Raw genomic sequence first — 20,467 nt, 5'->3', positions numbered from 1 at the left:
GGACCAATGCCGCCGCGCCCGGGCGCGGCGCACACAGCCCCGTACTCGCAGGAGTGCGGGGCTTTTTGTTTTCGGGGCGCTTGCCGGGATTGATTGAAAAAGTGAATGTTGCATGATGCGTTATCTGTTGATGCTGGCCCTGCCTCTCTCTCTGAGCGGGTGTATTGAATTGTTCTCGTGCGGGAACGACGTGCTATGGAACGCCAAGTCCCCGAGCGGAGAGTTGAGCGCCACCATGTTCAAAAGAAATTGCGGCGCCACGACCAGCAATGCGTACGTGATCGCCGTGCGCGGCAGCGCGACCGCTTTCGATGGCGGCGACGACACCAATTGGGTGTTCCTGACCGATGCCGGGCACACCAGGGCGGCATGGGAAGGCAAGGACGTCTTGCGGATTCACCGCGCAGCCGGGAGCGATGTCTTCCTGGAGGTGCGCGTGTTTCGCGGCATGCAAATCCGCTACAACGACGAGCCCTTATAAGAGCGCGCTAAGTAGCGCCGGCCGCTGCGCGCACGCTACGGCGCGTCCCGGTGCACATCGCGATACATCAGCATATCGATCAGCCGCTCCTCCTTGTCCGCATCGAACCCGCAGCTCGCCTCGAAGCGCGCCGGATTTTCGTAGGTCCCGAACAGCATGTCCCACCAGACGATATCGCCGTAGTTATTCTTGTGCCGTCCGTACTGATGATGAATGCGGTGCATTTCCGGACGCTGGAAGACATAGCCGATCCAGCGCGGCGTGCGCACGCTGGTGTGATAAAAGAACTCCCCCAGCGCCGTACACAGCGTGTAATACGCGCCCGCCTCCGGAGATAGCCCCAGCAAGGTGTACACCAGCAGGCTGCCGATGATGGAATTGACCAGCATTTCGCCAGGATGCTTGTAAAACGAGGTAATCACCTCGATCCGGCGCGGACTATGGTGAATCTGGTGGAAGTGCAGCCACAGCCAGTCGACTTCATGACGCCAGCGGTGCCACCAGTAAAACACGAAGGTGGCGATGAAATAGGCCAGCATGCCGCCCGCGACCGGGTTCAGGTAATGCGATAGCCGGAACACGGACACGGCCGACAGCCAGCGCTCCCAGCTGATGCCGGCCAGCACCACGATGCCGAGCTGGGCCGCGTTAATCAGCAGCACCCGCAGCGGCCAGGTGCGGATCTGGGGTAGTTTCCATCCGGGTATGATGCGTTCGAGGACGAAGCACGCCGCGAACACGGCGAAGATGAGGGGTAGCATAAAAAACTCCTGTGCGGGTCGGGAAGGCAGTTTTGCACGCCCGCATGCGATGTAAACAGGGCGTGCCGCAGATACTGCCGCACGGTGCTTCCGGTATCGCGCCACGATGCCGTGCCGCGCCCACCAGACCTTTTTTCCGACCTGCCAACCCATCCCAATGCAGCCTTCATGCGCATCGCCATGCCCTGCGCATGGCATCGCCATCCTTGCTTTCGCAGCGATATTTAATTTCTAAAATGTTAATAATATGTAACTGATATTTACGTTACACTTCTTGCCGCTGTTGGTATTTATACAACGCATTCTGCATATTCACAATCGTGGATGTGCCAACCACTACACGGAAGAAAATGACAAGAGCAATTGGCAAATGTGTGCGGGCGATCGTGGCTGGCGGCGTGTTCGGCGCCGGAGCGTTGGCGGGCATGGCGAGCGCCCAGAACGGCGGCGTCGCGCCGGTTCTGCCGGCTGGCGCGGCGGCGTTGCGGCAAGCCGCGCCGGCGTCGCAGGCGCCGATCCGCAACGAAGCTGGTACCATCCGTTACATCGTCCTGTTCGCCGACACGGCCGCGCAGCGCTATTCGGCCAAGGCGGTCAGCGACCCGCGCTTCGGCGCCGACCACGACGGCAAAGTGATGCGCCTGCTGCACGAGGTCGAAGCGGCGCACCGGGTCGCCGCCACCCATGCCTACAGCCACACCTTGCAGGGTTTTGCCGCCTATCTGACCGAGCAGCAGGTAACGGCGCTCAGGCGCGATGCGCGCATCAAGTCGGTGTCTCCGGACATCGAGGCCGAGGCCAGCGCGAGCGCCGTGTGGACCGACGTGCAGGTCGGCGCCAGCACCTTGCCGTGGGGTGTACAGGCCGTCGGCGGCAGCGCGGCCAGTACCGGCGGCGCCACCGTGTATGTGATCGACAGCGGCATCGCCAACCACGTGGACGTGCCGGTCAGCGCACGCTGGAACGCCCCTGGCGCTTGCGCCATCGGCAAGTATCCGCATGCGACCTTCGTGGCCGGCATCATCGCCGCCAAGAACGACAATGCCGGCGTCACCGGGGTCAACGCCGGCGCCAGATTGGTCTCGCTGGCCTACGGCGACCCCACCTGCGCGGCCGGCAGCAACAGTTTTGCCAACGTGATCGCCGCCCTGGACGAAGCCAAGCGCCGCATCCTGGCCGAGGGACGCATGGGTGTGGTCAATTTGTCGAGCAATTTCCAGATGGTCAATCTGACACCTGACCGCATGCCGCTGGTCGCCGCTTTCCAGAAGAGCGTGCGCGCCCTGATCGCGCCCGACAGCGCCAGCGGCTATCGCGGCGCGGTGTTCGTGCAGTCGGCCGGCAACCGCTACAACGACGCCTGCTTTTACAGCTTCAACGACAAGCTGCCGTCCGACGGCGCGCTGGTGGTCGGCGCGATCGACAGCAATGGCCAGCCGGCCCAGCCCCTCAACGGCAGCGGCGCCTTTGCCCCGCTCGACCCCAAGGGCGTGACCGAGATGGGCTCGAACTTCGGCAGTTGCGTCGATGCCTGGGCGCCTGGCAAGAACGTCAGGTCGACCTGGATGAACAGCTATGGCTCAACCTACGTCGTCAGTTCCGGCACCTCGTGGGCGGCGCCGCACGTGAGCGCGCTGGCGGCGCGCCTGATCGAAACCACGCCCACCCTGCGTACGCCGGGCGAAGTGGAAAACGCGATCCGCGCGCGCCTGGTCAGCGGCGGTGCGCTGACCCAGGGCACGCCGTTGCGGGTGGCCAGCATCGCCGGCGCCGCGCACAAGGCCAGGCCGACTGTCGAATTCAAGATCGGCACCCAGCGCTCGAGCCCCAGCCCGGCCATGCTCGGTGCGGCGCCCAACCCGGCGCTGACCGCCGCCACCCCGTTCGAGCTGCGCTATGAGGCGCTGGGCGCGCAAAGCTGCGATATGCGTGCCTATGTCGATGGCAACCTGGTCGAGCAAAAGCTGGCCGGCCCGACCTCCTTCAACTGGGGCAGCGTGACGCGCGCCCCGGGCCTGCACCGCTGGGATGTCGACTGCCGTTCCGCCAATGGCGAGACCAATAGCGCCAGTGCGTCGGCGCGCGGCCTGGAGCCGGTCATCACGTTCAGCGTCGACGGCGTGCCGACGACCAATGGCGTGCCGCCGGTGTCAACCAGCGTTCCCGTCACCGTGTCCTACCAGGTGACGAACGCGACATCGTGCACGGCGGAGGCTTACCGCCGGCTCCCGGTGGAATTCTTCGAAACGTGGTACGACAACAAAAACGCGCCGACCTCGATGCGCTGGGCGCCGCTGAAGCTGGTGAGCGGCGGCGAGTACTACTGGCGTGTCGTTTGCGTCAATCGCAATGCGCCGGGCGCGCCCGAGTCGCAGGAGAGCGTGGGACTGCAGGCCATCTGACCGGTCGATGAGGCGCGCCGCCGCTGGCGGGCGGCGCGCCCGAGCGCCGCAACGGTTTATGATCCGGAATCAAGATCCACTTTCCGGAGAATCCCGCCATGCCGACGATCAGTGCCTTCCAGTACGTTCCTCCCTTCGCCCAGGGCCTTGTGCGCGATCTGCGCGTGCGCTGGGCGCTCGACGAAGCCGGCCTGCCCTACGAGGTTCGCCTGATCGGGCGGGCCGACCAGAGCGCGCCCGATTACCTCGCCTTGCAACCGTTCGGCCAGGTGCCGATGCTGCAGGAGGGCGACTTTGCGATGTTCGAATCGGGCGCGATCGTGCTGCATATCGCGCAGCGCAGCGGCGCCCTGTTTCCCAAGGATGAAGCGGGCAGGGCGCGCGCCGCCGGCTGGATCTTCGCGGCCCTCAATACGCTCGAGCCGCCGATCCAGCAACTGGCCGCGATCGACCTGTTTTTCGGCGGCGAGGAGTGGGCCAGGCTGCGTCGCCCCGGCGCGCTGGACGACGTGCACGTGCGTTTGAGACAGCTGGCCGCGTGGCTGGGCGAGCGCGACTATCTCGACGGCGCCTTCAGCGCGGGCGACCTGATGATGACCACGGTGCTGCGCCTGCTGCGCCATACCAGCATCATCGACGAGTATCCGACCCTCAGGGCTTACCAGGCACGCTGCGAAGCGCGCCCCGCGTTCCAGAAAGCGCTGCGCGACCAGATGGCCGTGTTCGAGCGGGCCTGATCAGGCCGGTTTGTGCAGGGTCCACTGCACCAGTTCATCGCCTTCGGCGTCGAGCACCGTGGCGCCGGCCTGGAAGCCCAGTTTGCCCACCACCCGCAGCGAAGCGGTATTGCCGGGTGCGATCTGCGCCAGCACGCGCTCGACCGCGCCGCTGGCAAACGCGATGCGCGCCAGTTCGGCCACCGCGTCGGTGGCGATGCCTTGGCCGCGCCAGTCGGGCGAGACGCCGTAGCCGATCTCGACCTGGCCGTCCTGCGGTTCATCCTTGAAACCGCAGGCGCCGACCACCATCTGGTCGCTCAGGCGCAGCATGACGAAGGTGGCGCACCAGGCCGGGCTCTTGCCGGCTTCGATGAGCGCGAGTGCGCGCTGCGCGACAAACGCTGGCGGCAGGGCGCCGGGAGCGGCGCTGGTGGTGAGGTGGCGTGGCACGCGCGCGGCGGCAAGCGTGCGCAGGTCGGCAAGGCTGAGAAGCTGTAAGATGATCGTCATGGAATGTGTAGCGGAGATAAAAAAGCCCCGCTCGAAAGCGGGGCTCTTTACATCGGTGATTGCTTAAGCAGCCTGGATGTTGGAAGCTTGCTTGCCTTTAGGGCCTTGCGTGACTTCGAATTGAACTTTTTGACCTTCTTTGAGGGTCTTGAAACCGTTCATGTTGATTGCGGAGAAGTGCGCGAACAGATCTTCGCCGCCGTCATCTGGAGTGATGAAGCCAAAACCTTTGGAATCATTGAACCACTTAACTGTACCTGTTGCCATAAAAGAACTTTCAAAATTATAACCAATCACACGAGCCATAAAAGCAAGAAGCTTCTGCCCCCTCCTCAGCCTGCTCACTTCTTATCAACAAGTACATAAGTACAAGTCGATAACCGCATTGTTGGTTGAAAAAATATTCAAGTCAAGCGCTTTTGCATTGGAATTGCCAAATTCCTCACACTCTGCGAAAAAGCAACTCTTGATTTACCGAATTAGGGTCCCATCTGCGCATAGATCGGAAAACGCGTAAGATGGAAAACAAATGTACATGCCCTGATATTTACCCATAGCATCATCGTCGAAAGCATTAGAATAAGCGTATGGCCACTAAGCAAGATACCGAACAACTGCTGGAGCGGCAGACGGTCAAGCCGCCGCCGCTGTACCAGGTAGCACTACTGAACGATGACTACACGCCCATGGAGTTCGTGGTCGCCGTCATCCAGGAATACTTCAACAAAGACCGAGAAACGGCTACGCAGATCATGCTGTCCGTCCATCGTCACGGCAAGGGAGTGTGCGGCGTGTTTTCCAAAGATATAGCGTGTACCAAAGTGGAGTTTGTATTAACGCATGCGCGCAAGGCGGGGCATCCCCTGCAGTGCGTGATGGAGGAAGTATGATTGCGCAGGAACTGGAAGTCTCTTTACACATGGCCTTTGTCGAAGCTCGGCAAGCACGGCATGAATTCATCACCGTTGAGCATTTGCTGCTGGCGCTTCTGGACAACCCATCGGCCGCGGAAGTATTGCGCGCCTGTGCCGTCAACATTGAAGACCTGCGCAAGACGCTGACCAATTTCATCGGCGACAACACCCCGACCGTGCCAGGCACGGGCGAGGTCGACACGCAGCCGACGCTTGGTTTCCAGCGCGTGATCCAGCGTGCCATCATGCACGTTCAATCCGCCTCCAATGGCAAGAAGGAAGTCACCGGCGCCAACGTGCTGGTGGCGATCTTCGGCGAAAAAGACTCGCACGCGGTCTACTACCTGCATCAGCAGGGCGTGACCCGCCTCGACGTGGTCAACTTCATTTCGCATGGCGTGCGCAAGGACCAGCAGGTCGACTCGCAAAAAACCTCCGAAGGCGTGGAAGAAGCGCAAGTCGAAGGCCAGGCCAAGGAAAGCCCGCTCGACCAGTTCACGCAGAACCTGAACAAGGCCGCTGCCGAAGGCAAGATCGATCCCCTGATCGGCCGCGAAGACGAAGTCGACCGCGTGATCCAGATCCTGTGCCGCCGCCGCAAGAATAATCCGCTGCTCGTCGGTGAAGCCGGGGTCGGCAAGACCGCGATCGCCGAGGGCCTGGCCTGGCGCATCACGCAGGAAGAAGTGCCCGAAATCCTGCAGAATGCCATCGTGTATTCGCTCGACATGGGGGCCCTGCTGGCCGGCACCAAGTACCGTGGCGACTTCGAACAGCGCCTCAAGGCGGTCCTCAAGCAGCTCAAGGAAACCCCGCACGGCATCCTGTTCATCGACGAGATCCACACGATCATCGGCGCCGGCTCGGCCTCCGGCGGCACGCTCGATGCGTCCAACCTGCTGAAACCTGCGCTCGCCAACGGCCAGCTCAAGTGCATCGGTGCGACCACCTACACCGAGTTCCGCGGCGTGTTCGAAAAAGACCACGCCCTGTCGCGCCGCTTCCAGAAAGTGGATGTCAACGAGCCGACCGTCGAACAGACTATCCAGATCCTGCGCGGCCTCAAGTCGCGCTTCGAAGAGCACCACGGCGTGAAGTATTCGTCGTCGGCGCTGTCCACGGCGGCCGAACTGGCGGCGCGCTTCATCAACGACCGTCATCTGCCCGACAAGGCGATCGACGTCATCGACGAAGCCGGCGCGGCGCAACGGATTTTGCCGAAGTCGAAGCAGAAGAAAACCATCGGCAAGGCCGAGATCGAGGACATCATTGCCAAGATCGCGCGCATCCCGCCGCAAACGGTCAACCAGGACGACCGCAGCAAGCTCCAGACCATCGACCGCGACCTGCGCAACGTCGTGTTCGGCCAGGAGCCTGCGATCGACGCGCTGTCGTCGGCGATCAAGATGGCGCGCGCCGGTTTGGGCAAGACCGACAAGCCGATCGGCTCCTTCCTGTTCTCCGGTCCGACCGGGGTCGGCAAGACCGAGGTGGCCAAGCAGCTGGCCTTCATCCTGGGTATCGAACTGATCCGCTTCGACATGTCGGAGTACATGGAACGCCACGCCGTCAGCCGCCTGATCGGCGCGCCGCCGGGTTACGTCGGATTCGACCAGGGTGGTTTGCTGACCGAAGCCATCACCAAGAAGCCGCACGCGGTGCTGTTGCTCGACGAGATCGAAAAAGCGCATCCGGATATTTTCAATATCCTGCTGCAGGTGATGGACCATGGCACCCTGACCGATAACAACGGGCGCAAGGCGGACTTCCGCAACGTGATCATCATCATGACGACCAATGCCGGCGCCGAGAGCCTGACCAAGCGCTCGATGGGCTTTACCGACTCCAAGGCGGCGGGCGACGAGATGGCCGACATCAAGCGCATGTTCACGCCGGAGTTCCGCAACCGGATCGACGCCACCATCAGCTTCCGCGCGCTGGACGAAGAAATCATCCTGCGCGTGGTCGACAAGTTCCTCATGCAGCTCGAAGAACAGCTGCACGAGAAGAAGGTCGAAGCCATCTTCACCGAGAAACTGCGCAAGTTCCTCGCGAAGAAAGGATTCGATCCGCAGATGGGAGCGCGTCCGATGGCGCGCCTGATCCAGGACATGATCCGCAAGGCGCTGGCCGACGAACTGCTGTTCGGTCGCCTGGTCAGTGGCGGCCGGGTCACGGTCGACATGGACGACAAGGATGCGGTCACGCTCGAATTCCCCGAGTCCGACGCCGCGCCGCCGCCGGCGGCACCGGAAACGGTCGAAATCGAATAAGCACCAGCAGCAATCAAAAAAGCCCGCAGACCATGCGGGCTTTTTTTATGGACACCGGAATGCGACCCGGTTTTCCTCCAGCGATGTCAAGCCCGTTTCTCAAAACTATTGAAGAGTCCGCTTGTACCATTGATCAATGTCAAAGATAACGTTTTCAAAGGGCATCTAATAGCTATATCGCCGCAGTTTAATGCAGCCGTGAATATAGAGAATGAAACAGGAGATCCCATGCATGCCGCAATGAGCTACGCCAGCACCGTCACCGAGCAGCTTCCCACAGCGGTGCACCCGATTGCCGGTGTGGCCACCTCGATCACCGCGTTTGTTGGGCGCGCCCTGCGCGGGCCGGTGGACGAACCGGTCAGCATCGCCAGCTTCGCCCAGTTCGAGCGCCTGTTCGGCGGCTTGTGGGAGGACAGTGCGCTCGGCTTCGCGGTGCGCGATTTCTTCCTGAACGGCGGCGCCAAGGCCGTCATCGTGCGCCTGTACCACGCCCCGGCACCGGTGGACGGCGTGGTGCGCAGCCACGCCATCCTGCGCGCCGGGGCATTGACCCTGCAGGCGCGCGACCCGGGTACGTGGGGCAATGCGCTGCAGGTGCGCGTCGACCACGAGCTGCTCTCGGGTGACCCGGACAGCTTCAACCTGTCGGTGCGCGACAGCGCCACCGGCCAGGTGGAGCTGTTTCGCAATCTCTCGCTCGGCGCGAGCCATCCGCGCCGGGTCGACCTGGTCTTGCGCAGCATCTCGCGCCTGGTGACTATGAGCGGCGCGCTGCCGCTTGAGCGCCCCGCCAGCCATGCGCGCGCGCCGGAGCACGGCGATGCCTGGGAGTGCGGCGCCGCCAGCAACAGCGGCGTGATGGTGCTTGACCACGCCGCCGACGAACTGCCGCTCACGCTGGCGGACTTCATCGGCAGCGGCAAAATGGCGCACAAGGCCGGCCTGTATGCGCTCGACCGCGCCGATTTGTTCAACCTGCTGTGTCTTCCTCCCTACCTCGACAACGGCGGCGACCTGCTCGACGCGGGCGTGCACAGCGCCCTGGTGGCCGAAGCGGGCGCTTACTGCGAACTGCGGCGCGCCATGCTGCTGGTCGACCCGCCGCCGGCCTGGCGCAGCGTCGACAACGCGCTCGAAGGCGTGGCCGCACTCGGCACCAGCAGCAGGAATGCGGCGCTGTTCTTCCCGCGCCTGCTGCAGCCGGTCGACCAGCGCGGCGGCCGGCTCACGCGCCTGGCCCCGTGCGGCGCGGTGGCCGGCATCATCGCCCGCACCGACCAGCAGCGCGGCGTCTGGAAAGCGCCGGTCGGCATGGACGCCACCCTGATCGGCGTGCCGGAACTGAGCGTGCCGGTGTCCGACAGCGACAACGGCATGCTCAACCCCCTCGGCATCAACTGCCTGCGCAGCATGCCGTCGGCCGGACGCATCGTGTGGGGCGCGCGCACCCTGCACAGCGACGACCCCGATGGCGCGCAGGGCAAATGCATTCCGGTGCGGCGCACCGCGCTGTATATCGAAGAGAGCCTGGTGCGCGGCACGCGCTGGGTACTGTGCGAACAGAACGACGACCAGCTATGGGCCCAGGTACGCCTGAGCATCCACGCTTTCATGGTCGGCCTGTTCCGCCAGGGCGCGTTCCAGGGCAAGGCACCGCACGAAGCGTTTTTTGTCAGCTGCGGGCCGGAGACGACCACCCAGGACGATGTGGAGCACGGTGTGCTCAACATCACTGTCGGTTTCGCCCCGCTCAAGGCCGGCCAGTTCGTGCTGGTGCACGTGCAGCAGGCGGCCGGCCAGGTGCGCAGCCACTGATGGCTGCGCCGGCGCCCGCCGGGCTCAGATGGCCGCGAGCGCGGCGCGCAGGTCGTCGCGCAGGTCTTCCACGTGCTCCACGCCGACCGACAGGCGAATCAGCCCGTCGCTGATGCCGAGCAGCGCGCGCTGCGCCGCCGGAATGGTCGCATGCGTCATCAGGGCAGGGTGCTCGATCAGGCTCTCGACGCCGCCCAGGCTCTCGGCCAGGGTGAAGACTTCGCAGCGCTCCAGAAAGCGGCGCGCGCCGGCCAGGTCGGTATCGAGCTGGATCGAGATGATGCCCCCAAAACCGTTCATCTGGCGCTTGGCCAGTTCGTGCTGCGGATGCGAGGCCAGGCCAGGATAGAAAACGCGGCCGACCTTCGGCTCTTTTTCCAGCCACTGCGCCAGATCGAGCGCGCTGGCGCAGTGGCGTTCCAGGCGCAGCGCCAGCGTCTTGATGCCGCGCAGGACCAGGAAGCTGTCGAACGGACCCTGGATCGCGCCCACCGAATTTTGTAAAAAGCCGAGCTGCTCGGCCCATTGTGCCTGGTGCTCGCCCGCGCCGACCACCGCAATGCCGCCGATGACGTCCGAGTGGCCGTTCATGTACTTGGTGGTCGAGTGGACCACGATGTCCATCCCCAGTTCCAGCGGACGCTGGACGATTGGGCTGGCGAAGGTGTTGTCGCACACCGAGATGATGCCGCGCTCGCGGCAGATGTCGCCGATGGCTTTCAGGTCGGCCAGCTTGAGCATCGGGTTGGTCGGCGTTTCCACCCACACCATGCGCGTTTCGGGACGAATCGCCGCCAGCAGCCTGGCCGGATCGGTCAGGTCGACGTAGGTAAAGTCGTGGCCCGCGCTGCGCCGGCGCACGCGCTCGAACAGGCGGTAGGTGCCGCCGTACATATCGTCGCCGGCGATGATGTGCGAACCGGCGTCGGCCAGTTCCAGCACGGTCGAAATGGCGGCAAGACCCGAGGCAAAGGCAAACGCCTGCGCGCCGCCTTCCAGGTCGGCCACGCAGCGCTCCAGCGCCCAGCGGGTCGGATTGTGCGAGCGCCCGTAATCGAGGCCCTTGTGCACGCCCGGGCTCTCCTGCACGTACGTAGAGGTGGCGTAAATCGGGGGCATCACCGCGCCGGTGGACGGATCGGGCGACTGGCCGCCGTGGATCACGCGCGTGGAAAGATGTTTTTTGCCGATCGAGTCGGTCACGGGTTTGTTCACGGGTTTGCTCACGGGTTTGTTCACGATAAGGTCCTGCGCAAGTGGTTAAGAAGGTCGAAGCGGGTAATCAGGCCATAAAAATGGTCGTCTTCGCTGATGACGGCGGTCAGGCCGCGGTCGAGTATATCGCGCAGTTCGCTCATGCCGGCCGACGGACGCAGGGTTTGCAGTTCGGCGGTCATGGTCGTGCCGACCTGGTCGCGAAAGCGCGTGGCGTCGCCCGTCACGTGCAGCAGCAGGTCGGACTCGTCGAGGATGCCGGCCAGGCGGCCGTTGTCGATCACCGGCAGCTGCGCCAGGTCGGCGCTGCGCATGCGGTTAAATGCCGTGAGCAGCGTGTCGGTCGGCGCCACGGTGACCACGTCGCCATCGTCGAAGCGGCGGCCAATCAGGTCGCGCAGGTCGCCGAGCGTCGGGCGCTGGAGCAGGCCCTGGTCGACCATCCAGCCGTCGCTGTAGACCTTGGTCAGGTAGCGCGTGCCGGTATCGCACACGAACGTGACCACCTTCTTCGGCGTGGTCTGCGCGCGGCAGTAGCGCAGCGCGGCGGCCAGCAGGGTGCCGCTCGACGATCCGGCCAATATGCCTTCTTCGCGCAGCAGCATGCGCGCGCTGCCGAAGCTGTCCGCGTCGCTGACGGTGTAGGCGCTTTTTACGCGCGACAGGTCGGCAATGGCGGGAATGAAGTCTTCGCCGATGCCTTCCACCGCCCACGAGCCGGCATCGTCGCGCAGCACGCCGGTGTTGATGTAGTCGGCCAGGATCGAGCCTTCCGGATCGGCCAGCACGAATTCGAGGTCCGGCTGCACCGTTTCAAAGTAACGCGACAGGCCGCTCAGGGTGCCGGACGAACCGACGCCGACCACGATGGCGTCGAGATCGTGGCCGCTCTGTTCCCACAGTTCGGGGCCGGTGGTGCTCTGGTGCGCCAGCGGGTTGGCTGGGTTGTTGAACTGGTCGGCAAACCACGAGCCGGGAATCTCGCGCGCCAGGCGCGCCGCCACATCCTGGTAGTACTCCGGATGGCCTTTGCCGACGTCGGAGCGGGTCAGGTGGATTTCGGCGCCGAGGGCCTTGAGATGCAGGATTTTTTCGATCGCCATTTTGTCGGGCACGACCAGCACCACGCGGTAGCCTTTCAGGCGCGCCACCAGGGCCAGGCCGAGGCCCGTGTTGCCGGCGGTGGCTTCGACCACGACGCCGCCGGGTTTCAGGCTGCCGTCGGCTTCCGCCGCGTCGATCATGGCGCGGCCGATGCGGTCCTTGATGGAGCCGCCGGGGTTTTGCGATTCGAGCTTGAGGAACAGGCGGCACGGGCCGGTGTCGATGCGGGTCACTTCGATCAGCGGGGTATTGCCGATCAGGGAAAACAGGGCAGGCTGCGGTGCGGATGACATAAGAACCTCCGAAAGCCGGGTGCGGCGTCCTTGTGGGCGGCCGCTCCGGCGGAAAAAGGGCGGATCATAGGCGTGCGGTGACGGCGATGGAACGAATAATTCTATGCTTTGATATATGAATTCTGATCCGGTTTGCGCAAATGCGATGCGTTTCCTACAGCTCGTCGTTCCCGCGCAGGCGGGAACCCAATTTCAACCTGCGCCACAAGGTGGTGCGGCTGATCCCCAGATACGCAGCCGCCTCGTCGCGCCGCCCCCCGAAACGCATCAGCACTTGCTCCACCGTTTCGCTCGCCGCTGCCTCCACGGCCAGCGGCGCCTGCACCTCCCTGCCCAGTTCCGGCGCGACCGACAGCACGAACGCCGGCGTCAGCGCCTGCAAGGGTTCGGCCGCCAGGAACAGCGCCACCCGCTCCATCAGGTTGCGCAGTTCGCGCACATTGCCCGGCCAGCCGTAGCGCTCCAGCAGCGGCGCGCAGCCCGCCATCTCCGCATGCAGGTTCGGATGCGGGCGCGCGCCCAGCGCCGCCAGCGCATTCTTGAGCGACCACTCGGCCAGCGCCACCACGTCGCCGCTGCGTTCGCGCAGCGGCGGCAAGGCCAGGCGCAGCACCGCCAGCCGGTAAAACAGATCGGCCCGGAAGCGGCCCTCGCGCACCCGCTGTTCCAGGTCGCAGTGGGTGGCGCAGATGACGCGTACATTGATCGCGATCGGGCGCGTGCCGCCGACCCGCACCACCTCGCGCTCTTCCAGCACGCGCAGCAGGCGCGTTTGCAGCGGCAGCGGCATTTCGCCGATCTCGTCGAGGAACAGGGTGCCGCGGTTGGCCGCTTCGAACAGGCCCGCATGGCCGCCGCGGCGCGCGCCGGTGAACGCGCCTTCCTCGTGCCCGAACAGTTCCGATTCCAGCAGCGACTCGGCCACCGCGCCGCAATTGACGGCCACGAACGGCCGGTTCGCGCCCAGGCTGCGCGGGCTTTCGCGGTGAATCGCCTGCGCCACCAGTTCCTTGCCGGTGCCGGTTTCGCCTTCGATCAGCACCGTGGCGGGCGAGCGCGCATACAGCACCACGGCCTGGCGCAAGGTCTCCATGGCGTGCGACTCGCCGCGCAGATCGTTCAGGCCATGCCGCGTGCGCAGGGTGTCGGCCACGACCGGACGGCGCCCGCTGTTCGATTCGAGCTGGGTGAGGCGCGCCAGTTCCAGCGCATCATCAAAAGCCTGGCGGATCGAGGCCGCCGAATACACGAACACGCCGGTCAGTCCCGCTTCTTCGGCCAGGTCGGTAATCAGGCCGGCGCCGACGATCGCTTCGATGCCGGCCGCTTTCAGGTCGTTGATCTGGGCGCGCGCGTCTTCTTCGGTTACGTAGGTGCGCTGGGCGATGGCAAAGCCGAAGGTGCTGGCAAATTCGGCCAGCTCGGGCAACTGCTGCTGATAGGTGATCACGCCGATGCGCATCGAGACGCGGCGCGCGCGCGCCAGCGCCTGCATCACATCGAAGCCGCTGGCCTTGGCGATCACCACCGGCACCGACACGCGGCCCTTGAGGTAGGCCGCGTTCGACCCGGCCGCGATCACCACGTCGCAGCGTTCGCTGGCCATGCGCTCGCGGATGTGCCGCGCGGCGTCGTCGAAGCCAAGGTTGACCGGTTCGATCGACGCCAGGTGGTCATATTCGAGCGTGATATCGCGGAACAGGTCCGACAGGCGCGAGACGGACACGGTCCAGATGACCGGTTTGTCGCTGGCGTCGGAAGCGGTACGGGAAGAATAGGGCATGTTTCAATTTTACTCCAGTTGCGTTTCACGTGTTTCATATTGAAACGTGGTGAAACGCGGGCTGAATAGCCTAGCGTGTTTCAAACTCGCCCAAGGCATTGAATATAAAGATGTTTTATAAGCCGGGCCAAGGTGGCCGGGAGTGGCACGGCGCTTGCAATGCAAACAGCATTGTCATTCCAACGCAGTACCCGAGGAGAAAACGCAATGAGAGAATCACGAGGCGCGATGTTCCGCCGCGCAGTCCAGGAAGAGTCGCCGTTGCAGGTCGTCGGCACCATCACCGCCTACACCGCGCGCATGGCCGAACAAACCGGTTACAAGGCCGTGTACCTGTCCGGCGGCGGCGTGGCCGCCAACTCGCTCGGCATGCCGGACCTCGGCATCAGCACCATGGACGACGTGATCACCGATGCCCAGCGCATCACCGATACCTGCGGCCTGCCGCTGATGGTCGACATCGACACCGGCTGGGGCGGCGCCTTCAACATCGCGCGCACCATCCGCCACATGATCCGCGCCGATGTGGCAGCGGTGCACATGGAAGACCAGGTCTCGGCCAAGCGCTGCGGCCACCGTCCGGGCAAGGAGATCGTCAGCAAGGAAGAAATGGTCGACCGCATCAAGGCCGCCGTCGACGCCCGTCATGACGAGAGCTTCGTCATCATGGCGCGCACCGATTCGCTGGCCGTCGAAGGCCTGAACGCCGCCATCGACCGCGCCTGCGCCTACGTCGAAGCGGGCGCCGACATGATCTTCCCGGAAGCGATCACCAAACTCGAGATGTACAGCCAGGTGCGCGACGCGGTCAAGGTGCCGATTCTGGCCAACCTGACCGAATTCGGCGCCACGCCACTGTTCACGCTCGATGAACTGCGCGCGCACAAGGTCGATATCGCCCTGTACTGCTGCGGCGCCTACCGCGCCATGAACGCGGCCGCCCTGAATTTCTACAAGACGCTGCGCGCCGAAGGCACCCAGAAAAACGTCGTCGCGACCATGCAAAGCCGCATGGAGCTGTACGACTACCTCGGCTACCACGAGTACGAGCAAAAGCTCGACTCGCTGTTCGCCCAGGGTAAAGAAAAGTAATCACACTCATTCAGAAGAATCGCGGAGCTCACATGACTGACATCACCACCCCGGCCGACGCCGTTCCCTTCAAGCCGAAAAAATCGGTCGCGCTGTCCGGCGTCACCGCCGGTAACACCGCCCTGTGCTCGGTCGGCAAAACCGGCAACGACCTGCATTACCGCGGCTACGACATCCTGGACGTGGCCGACAGCTGCGAGTTCGAAGAAATCGCCTACCTGCTGGTGCACGGAAAACTGCCCAACGACGGCGAACTGCGTGGCTACAAGGCCCATCTGAAATCGATGCGCGGCCTGCCGCAGGCGGTCAAGAACGCGCTCGAAGCGCTGCCGGCGTCGAGCCACCCGATGGACGTGATGCGCACCGGTGTCTCCACCCTCGGCTGCGTGCTGCCGGAAAAGGACGACCACAACGTGCCGGGCGCGCGCTTCATCGCGGACCGCCTGATGGCCTCCTTCGGTTCGATGCTGCTGTACTGGTACCACTTCAGCCACAACGGCCGCCGCATCGAGACCGAAACCGACGACGAATCCATCGGCGGCCACTTCCTGCACCTGCTGCACGGCTTCAAGCCGCCGGAGGCGTGGGTCAAGGCGATGCACACCTCGCTGATCCTGTACGCGGAACACGAGTTCAACGCCTCCACCTTCACCGCGCGCGTGATCGCTGGCACGGGTTCGGACATCCACTCGGCCATCACCGGCGCCATCGGCGCGCTGCGCGGACCGAAACACGGCGGCGCCAACGAAGTCGCGCTCGACATCCAGAAGCGTTATGAAAACCCGGACGAAGCCGAAGCCGACATCCGCAACCGCGTCGCCAACAAGGAAGTCGTGATCGGCTTCGGCCACCCGGTCTACACCGTGTCCGACCCGCGCAATAAAGTGATCAAGGAAGTGGCGCGTTCGCTGTCCGAAGGCGCCGGTTCGACCAAGATGTTCGACATCGCGGAACGCCTGGAAACCGTCATGTGGGAAGTCAAGAAGATGTTCCCGAACCTGGACTGGTTCTCGGCTGTGTCGTATCACATGATGGGCGTGCCGACCGCCATGTTCACGCCGCTGTTCGTGATCTCGCGCACTTCCGGCTGGGCCGCCCACGTGATCGAGCAGCGCATCGACAACAAGATCATTCGCCCGAGCGCCAACTACGTCGGCCCGGACGACCTGACCTTCGTGCCGCTGGCCGACCGCAAGTAAATTAGCAAGCAAGAAGGACTGACATGAACACGAACCACCGCAAGAACCTGCCGGGCACCAAACTCGATTACTTCGACGCGCGCGCCGCGGTCGACGCCATCGCGCCGGGCGCCTACGACAAGCTGCCGTACACCTCGCGCGTGCTGGCCGAGAACCTGGTGCGCCGCTGCGACCCCGCGACCCTGAACGCCTCGCTGAGCCAGCTGATCGAACGCAAACGCGACCTCGATTTTCCATGGTTCCCGGCGCGCGTGGTCTGCCACGACATCCTGGGCCAGACCGCGCTGGTCGACCTGGCCGGCCTGCGCGACGCCATCGCCCTGCAAGGCGGCGACCCGGCGCTGGTCAATCCGGTGGTGCCGACCCAGCTCGTGGTCGACCATTCGCTGGCAGTCGAATGCGGTGGTTTCGATCCGGACGCCTTCGACAAGAACCGCGCCATCGAAGACCGGCGCAACGAAGACCGTTTCGACTTCATCAACTGGACCAAGAAGGCCTTCAAGAACGTCGACGTGATCCCGCCGGGGAACGGCATCCTGCACCAGATCAATCTGGAGCGCATGTCGCCGGTGGTGCAAGTGCAGGGCGGTGTGGCCTTTCCCGACACCCTGGTCGGCACCGACTCGCACACCCCGATGGTCGACGCGCTCGGCGTGATCGCCATCGGCGTCGGCGGCCTGGAAGCTGAAAGCGTGATGCTGGGCCGCGCCTCGTGGATGCGCCTGCCCGACATCATCGGCGTTGAACTGACCGGCAAACCGCAGCCGGGCATCACCGCCACCGACACGGTGCTGGCGCTGACCGAATTCCTGCGCCAGCAAAAGGTGGTCTCGTCGTATCTGGAGTTCTACGGCGAAGGCGCTGCCCACCTGACCCTGGGCGACCGCGCGACGATTTCCAACATGGCGCCGGAATACGGCTCGACCGCCGCGATGTTCTACATCGACGAGCAGACCATCACCTACCTCAAGCTCACCGGCCGCGACGACGAACTGGTGAAACTGGTCGAGCTGTATGCCAAGCACACCGGCTTGTGGGGCGACACGTTAAAGCACGCCGAGTACGAGCGCGTGCTGCAATTCGACCTGTCGACCGTGGTGCGCACCATCGCCGGCCCGTCCAATCCGCACAACCGCGTGCCGACCTCGGAACTGGCCGCGCGCGGCATCAGCGGCGTGGTCGAAAACGAGCCGGGCCTGATGCCCGACGGCGCCGTCATCATCGCCGCCATCACCAGCTGCACCAACACCAACAACCCGCGCAACATGATCGCCGCCGGCCTCCTGGCGCGTAACGCCAACAAGCTCGGACTGACGCGCAAACCGTGGGTGAAAAGCTCGCTGGCGCCCGGCTCGAAGGCCGTCACCCTGTATCTGGAAGACGCCAAGCTGATGCCGGAACTGGAAAAACTCGGCTTTGGCGTGGTCGCCTACGCCTGCACCACCTGCAACGGCATGTCCGGCGCGCTCGATCCGGTGATCCAGCAGGAAGTGGTGGCGCGCGACCTGTACGCCACCGCCGTCCTGTCGGGCAACCGCAATTTCGACGGCCGCATCCACCCGTACGCGAAACAGGCCTTCCTGGCCTCGCCGCCGCTGGTGGTGGCCTATGCGATTGCCGGCACGATCCGCTTCGACATCGAAAAGGATGTGCTGGGCATCGCCGCCGACGGCACACCGGTCACGCTCAAGGACATCTGGCCGACCGATGAGGAGATCGACGCACTGGTGGCGTCGAGCGTCAAGCCGGCGCACTTCCACAAGGTCTACATTCCCATGTTCGCCAAGCAGGAAGACGACGGCGTCAAGGTCAGTCCGCTGTACGACTGGCGCCCGAACACCACCTACATCCGCCGTCCGCCGTACTGGGAAGGCGCGCTGGCTGGTGCGCGCACCCTGGCCGGCATGCGGCCGCTCGCGGTTTTGGGCGACAACATCACCACCGACCACCTGTCGCCGTCGAACGCGATCATGCTCGATTCGGCCGCCGGCGAATACCTGGCCAAAATGGGCCTGCCGGAAGAAGACTTCAACTCCTACGCCACCCACCGGGGCGACCACCTGACCGCGCAGCGCGCCACCTTCGCCAACCCGACCCTGAAAAACGAGATGGTCAAGGTCGACGGCAAGGTCAAGGCAGGCTCGCTGGCGCGCATCGAACCGGATGGCACGGTCACCCGCATGTGGGAAGCGATCCAGACTTACATGGAGCGCAAGCAGCCCTTGATCATTATCGCCGGCGCCGACTACGGCCAGGGCTCGTCGCGCGACTGGGCCGCCAAGGGCGTGCGCCTGGCCGGCGTGGAAGCCATCGTGGCCGAAGGCTTCGAGCGCATCCACCGCACCAACCTGGTGGGCATGGGCGTGCTACCGCTCGAATTCCTGCCTGGCGAGAACCGCATCACCCTGGCCATCGACGGCAGCGAAACCTTCGACGTGCTGGGCGAACGCACCCCGCGCGCCACGCTCACCCTGGTGATCAGGCACGTTTCCGGCGACGTGGTCGAAGTGCCGGTCATCTGCCGCCTGGACACCGCCGAAGAAGTGGCGATCTACGAAGCCGGCGGCGTGCTGCAGCGCTTCGCCCAGGACTTCCTCGAATCGACCGTGAAGGAGGCATGATGGCGCACCTACCTCAAATCCGCATTCCCGCCACGTATATGCGCGGCGGTACCAGCAAGGGCGTGTTCTTTCGCCTGCAAGACCTGCCCGAGGCCGCGCAGGTGCCTGGCGCCGCGCGCGACGCGCTGCTGCTGCGCGTGATCGGCAGCCCCGACCCCTACGGCAAGCAGATCGACGGCATGGGCGGCGCCACCTCGAGCACCAGCAAGACGGTGATCCTGTCCAAAAGCGCGAAGCCGGAGCACGATGTCGACTACCTGTTCGGCCAGGTCGCCATCGACAAGGCTTTTGTCGACTGGAGCGGCAACTGCGGCAACCTGTCGGCCGCCGTTGGCTCGTTCGCCATCGGCGCGGGGCTGGTCGACGCCGCCCGCATTCCGCACGACGGCATGGCGCTGGTGCGCATCTGGCAGGCCAACATCGGCAAGACCATCATCGCGCACGTGCCGGTGACGGGTGGCGCGGTGCAGGAAACGGGCGACTTCGAACTCGATGGCGTGACCTTTCCGGCCGCTGAAGTGCAGCTCGAATTCATGAACCCGGCGGCCGAAGAAGAGGGCGCCGGCGGCGCCATGTTCCCGACCGGGCAGGTGGTCGAGGACCTGGACGTGCCGGGACTGGGCACGCTCAAGGCCACCATGATCAACGCCGGCATCCCGACGATTTTCGTCAATGCCGAGGCGATCGGCTACACCGGCACCGAGCTGCAGGACGCGATCAATGGCGACCCGAAAGCGCTGGCCATGTTCGAGGCGATCCGCGCGCACGGCGCCGTGCGCATGGGATTGATCGGGCATGTCGACGAAGCGGCCACGCGCCAGCACACGCCCAAGGTGGCCTTCGTGGCGCCGCCGGCCGGTTATGTGTCGTCGAGCGGCAAAGCGGTGGCGGCCGGCGACATCGACCTGCTGGTGCGCGCCATGTCGATGGGTAAGCTGCACCACGCGATGATGGGCACCGCTGCGGTGGCCATCGGCACCGCGGCCGCCATTCCCGGCACCCTGGTCAGCCTGGCGGCCGGCGGGGGAGGGCGCAACGCGGTGCGCTTCGGCCATCCGTCCGGCACCCTGCGCGTGGGCGCCGAAGCGACCCAGGTCGGCGGCGACTGGAGCGTCGCCAAGGCCGTCATGAGCCGCAGCGCGCGCGTGCTGATGGAAGGGTGGGTGCGCATACCCAGCGACGCCTTCCAGGGCCCTTAAAAGCCCTCCCTGAGCGTTGTTGCAAAGCGCCCACCCCGCCCCGCGCGTGGTGGGCGTTTCTGTTTTTTGGGTTTTCCCGGCTT

16 protein-coding genes are annotated in these 20,467 nt (G+C 64.6%); 10 read left to right on the top strand and 6 right to left on the bottom strand.

Going from position 1 to position 20,467, the window contains the following annotated elements:
• Positions 1-235: 235 nt before the first annotated feature.
• Positions 236-481, top strand: coding sequence for a hypothetical protein (locus F1609_RS12700; RefSeq protein WP_167076805.1), 246 nt, complete (start codon positions 236-238; stop codon positions 479-481).
• 35 nt (positions 482-516) lie between these two features.
• Here the strand turns inward: F1609_RS12700 and F1609_RS12695 are convergent, their stop codons facing one another.
• Positions 517-1,242 (bottom strand): sterol desaturase family protein, encoded by a 726-nt coding sequence (locus tag F1609_RS12695; protein ID WP_167076804.1) that lies wholly within the window; start codon positions 1,240-1,242, stop codon positions 517-519.
• Between the two features lie 350 nt (positions 1,243-1,592).
• Between F1609_RS12695 and F1609_RS12690 the strand changes: the two genes are divergently transcribed.
• Both F1609_RS12690 and F1609_RS12685 read left to right on the top strand, forming a co-directional pair.
• Positions 1,593-3,644 carry a S8 family serine peptidase gene (locus F1609_RS12690; protein ID WP_167076803.1) on the top strand — a complete coding sequence of 684 codons (2,052 nt, stop codon included), beginning with the start codon at positions 1,593-1,595 and terminating at the stop codon, positions 3,642-3,644.
• 98 nt (positions 3,645-3,742) lie between these two features.
• Entirely contained in the window at positions 3,743-4,381 is a 639-nt protein-coding gene (locus F1609_RS12685; protein ID WP_167076802.1) for a glutathione S-transferase family protein, read from the top strand.
• On the opposite strand, the gene F1609_RS12680 is transcribed toward F1609_RS12685, so the two are convergent.
• Entirely contained in the window at positions 4,382-4,873 is a 492-nt protein-coding gene (locus F1609_RS12680; protein WP_167076801.1) for a GNAT family N-acetyltransferase, read from the bottom strand.
• A 63-nt stretch (positions 4,874-4,936) separates the two neighbouring features.
• Complete coding sequence (gene cspE, locus F1609_RS12675; RefSeq protein WP_010395943.1) at positions 4,937-5,140, bottom strand: transcription antiterminator/RNA stability regulator CspE; 204 nt, start codon at positions 5,138-5,140, stop codon at positions 4,937-4,939.
• A 320-nt stretch (positions 5,141-5,460) separates the two neighbouring features.
• Here cspE and clpS point away from each other — a divergent pair, with 320 nt between their 5' ends.
• The 3 genes from clpS to F1609_RS12660 all read left to right on the top strand — a co-directional run bounded on the left by clpS (position 5,461) and on the right by F1609_RS12660 (position 9,878).
• A complete protein-coding gene (gene clpS, locus F1609_RS12670; protein WP_099881541.1) occupies positions 5,461-5,763 on the top strand; it encodes an ATP-dependent Clp protease adapter ClpS in 303 nt (100 codons plus the stop codon).
• Positions 5,760-8,060 (top strand): ATP-dependent Clp protease ATP-binding subunit ClpA, encoded by a 2,301-nt coding sequence (gene clpA, locus F1609_RS12665; RefSeq protein ID WP_166897061.1) that lies wholly within the window; start codon positions 5,760-5,762, stop codon positions 8,058-8,060. The genes clpS and clpA overlap by 4 nt, the downstream gene beginning before the upstream one ends.
• 228 nt (positions 8,061-8,288) lie before the next feature.
• Positions 8,289-9,878 (top strand): phage tail sheath family protein, encoded by a 1,590-nt coding sequence (locus F1609_RS12660; protein WP_167076800.1) that lies wholly within the window; start codon positions 8,289-8,291, stop codon positions 9,876-9,878.
• A 24-nt stretch (positions 9,879-9,902) separates the two neighbouring features.
• Here F1609_RS12660 and F1609_RS12655 read toward each other — a convergent pair whose 3' ends face one another.
• The 3 genes from F1609_RS12655 to prpR all read right to left on the bottom strand — a co-directional run bounded on the left by F1609_RS12655 (position 9,903) and on the right by prpR (position 14,273).
• A complete protein-coding gene (locus tag F1609_RS12655) occupies positions 9,903-11,081 on the bottom strand; it encodes a trans-sulfuration enzyme family protein (RefSeq protein ID WP_167077015.1) in 1,179 nt (392 codons plus the stop codon).
• Between the two features lie 32 nt (positions 11,082-11,113).
• Positions 11,114-12,490 (bottom strand): pyridoxal-phosphate dependent enzyme, encoded by a 1,377-nt coding sequence (locus tag F1609_RS12650; RefSeq protein ID WP_167076799.1) that lies wholly within the window; start codon positions 12,488-12,490, stop codon positions 11,114-11,116.
• A 154-nt stretch (positions 12,491-12,644) separates the two neighbouring features.
• Positions 12,645-14,273, bottom strand: a complete 1,629-nt coding sequence (gene prpR, locus F1609_RS12645) for a propionate catabolism operon regulatory protein PrpR (protein ID WP_167076798.1) — start codon at positions 14,271-14,273, stop codon at positions 12,645-12,647.
• A 207-nt stretch (positions 14,274-14,480) separates the two neighbouring features.
• Between prpR and prpB the strand changes: the two genes are divergently transcribed.
• From prpB to prpF, 4 genes are read left to right on the top strand one after another with little or no spacing between them, the layout of a single operon-like run.
• Entirely contained in the window at positions 14,481-15,365 is an 885-nt protein-coding gene (prpB, locus tag F1609_RS12640) for a methylisocitrate lyase (RefSeq protein WP_167076797.1), read from the top strand.
• 32 nt (positions 15,366-15,397) lie between these two features.
• On the top strand, positions 15,398-16,564 hold the full coding sequence (prpC, locus tag F1609_RS12635) for a bifunctional 2-methylcitrate synthase/citrate synthase (protein WP_167076796.1): 1,167 nt from the start codon (positions 15,398-15,400) through the stop codon (positions 16,562-16,564).
• A 23-nt stretch (positions 16,565-16,587) separates the two neighbouring features.
• Positions 16,588-19,185, top strand: a complete 2,598-nt coding sequence (gene acnD / locus F1609_RS12630) for a Fe/S-dependent 2-methylisocitrate dehydratase AcnD (RefSeq protein WP_167076795.1) — start codon at positions 16,588-16,590, stop codon at positions 19,183-19,185.
• Entirely contained in the window at positions 19,185-20,384 is a 1,200-nt protein-coding gene (gene prpF, locus F1609_RS12625; RefSeq protein ID WP_167076794.1) for a 2-methylaconitate cis-trans isomerase PrpF, read from the top strand. Before acnD ends, prpF begins: the two co-directional genes overlap by 1 nt.
• The last annotated feature ends 83 nt before the right edge of the window (positions 20,385-20,467 follow it).

Origin of the sequence: Massilia aquatica, assembly GCF_011682045.1 — a bacterium.
GTDB lineage: Bacteria > Pseudomonadota > Gammaproteobacteria > Burkholderiales > Burkholderiaceae_D > Telluria_A > Telluria_A aquatica.
The sequence above is the reverse complement of the archived record's forward strand: the minus strand, read 5'-3'. Positions and strand labels throughout refer to the sequence as shown.

Bases quoted from the DNA above. Each gene is read 5' to 3' on its own strand.
- F1609_RS12680 (WP_167076801.1), bottom strand. From the start codon at position 4,873: ATGACGATCATCTTACAGCTTCTCAGCCTTGCCGACCTGCGCACGCTT.
- prpF (WP_167076794.1), top strand. From the start codon at position 19,185: ATGGCGCACCTACCTCAAATCCGCATTCCCGCCACGTATATGCGCGGC.
- F1609_RS12650 (WP_167076799.1), bottom strand. From the start codon at position 12,490: ATGTCATCCGCACCGCAGCCTGCCCTGTTTTCCCTGATCGGCAATACC.
- F1609_RS12660 (WP_167076800.1), top strand. From the start codon at position 8,289: ATGCATGCCGCAATGAGCTACGCCAGCACCGTCACCGAGCAGCTTCCC.
- F1609_RS12695 (WP_167076804.1), bottom strand. From the start codon at position 1,242: ATGCTACCCCTCATCTTCGCCGTGTTCGCGGCGTGCTTCGTCCTCGAA.
- clpS (WP_099881541.1), top strand. From the start codon at position 5,461: ATGGCCACTAAGCAAGATACCGAACAACTGCTGGAGCGGCAGACGGTC.
- prpC (WP_167076796.1), top strand. From the start codon at position 15,398: ATGACTGACATCACCACCCCGGCCGACGCCGTTCCCTTCAAGCCGAAA.
- F1609_RS12685 (WP_167076802.1), top strand. From the start codon at position 3,743: ATGCCGACGATCAGTGCCTTCCAGTACGTTCCTCCCTTCGCCCAGGGC.
- prpB (WP_167076797.1), top strand. From the start codon at position 14,481: ATGAGAGAATCACGAGGCGCGATGTTCCGCCGCGCAGTCCAGGAAGAG.
- F1609_RS12700 (WP_167076805.1), top strand. From the start codon at position 236: ATGTTCAAAAGAAATTGCGGCGCCACGACCAGCAATGCGTACGTGATC.
- F1609_RS12690 (WP_167076803.1), top strand. From the start codon at position 1,593: ATGACAAGAGCAATTGGCAAATGTGTGCGGGCGATCGTGGCTGGCGGC.
- prpR (WP_167076798.1), bottom strand. From the start codon at position 14,273: ATGCCCTATTCTTCCCGTACCGCTTCCGACGCCAGCGACAAACCGGTC.
- cspE (WP_010395943.1), bottom strand. From the start codon at position 5,140: ATGGCAACAGGTACAGTTAAGTGGTTCAATGATTCCAAAGGTTTTGGC.
- clpA (WP_166897061.1), top strand. From the start codon at position 5,760: ATGATTGCGCAGGAACTGGAAGTCTCTTTACACATGGCCTTTGTCGAA.
- acnD (WP_167076795.1), top strand. From the start codon at position 16,588: ATGAACACGAACCACCGCAAGAACCTGCCGGGCACCAAACTCGATTAC.